We start from the raw sequence: 311 nt of genomic DNA, 5'->3' as shown, positions 1-311 counted from the left end.
CAGTCCTCACGGCTGCTGGAGGCCCAAGCCCGACTCGTGACGAATCAACGCTCACGCCTGGCGGTGGCTCGGACGATGTACTCCATGCGATTCCGCGAAGAGGAGGACACCGCCGGTCTTTCGATGCAGCAGCTTCGGGGACGGGAGGGGGCCCGGGTCAAACGTGTCTACCGCGCCCATGCTGCCCGCACGGGAGTGGAGTGGAGCAGACGCGACTACGACGTGCACGATTTCGCCTCAGCGAGCATCGTCAACCAAGCGCTGTCTGCCGCCAACACCTCGCTGTACGGGGTCGTGCATGCCGTGATCGT

1 pseudogene is annotated in these 311 nt (G+C 65.0%); it reads left to right on the top strand.

Features of this window, described 5'->3' with window-relative positions:
* Window positions 1–84 precede the first annotated feature (84 nt).
* A pseudogene (locus D9V41_RS17245) lies at window positions 85–311 on the top strand (type I-E CRISPR-associated endonuclease Cas1e); the annotation flags it as partial.

Source organism: Aeromicrobium phragmitis, assembly GCF_003674095.1.
In the GTDB taxonomy this organism is placed as follows: domain Bacteria; phylum Actinomycetota; class Actinomycetes; order Propionibacteriales; family Nocardioidaceae; genus Aeromicrobium; species Aeromicrobium phragmitis.
Note: the sequence above shows the minus strand (reverse complement) of the source record. Positions and strands in the feature narration are given on the sequence as shown.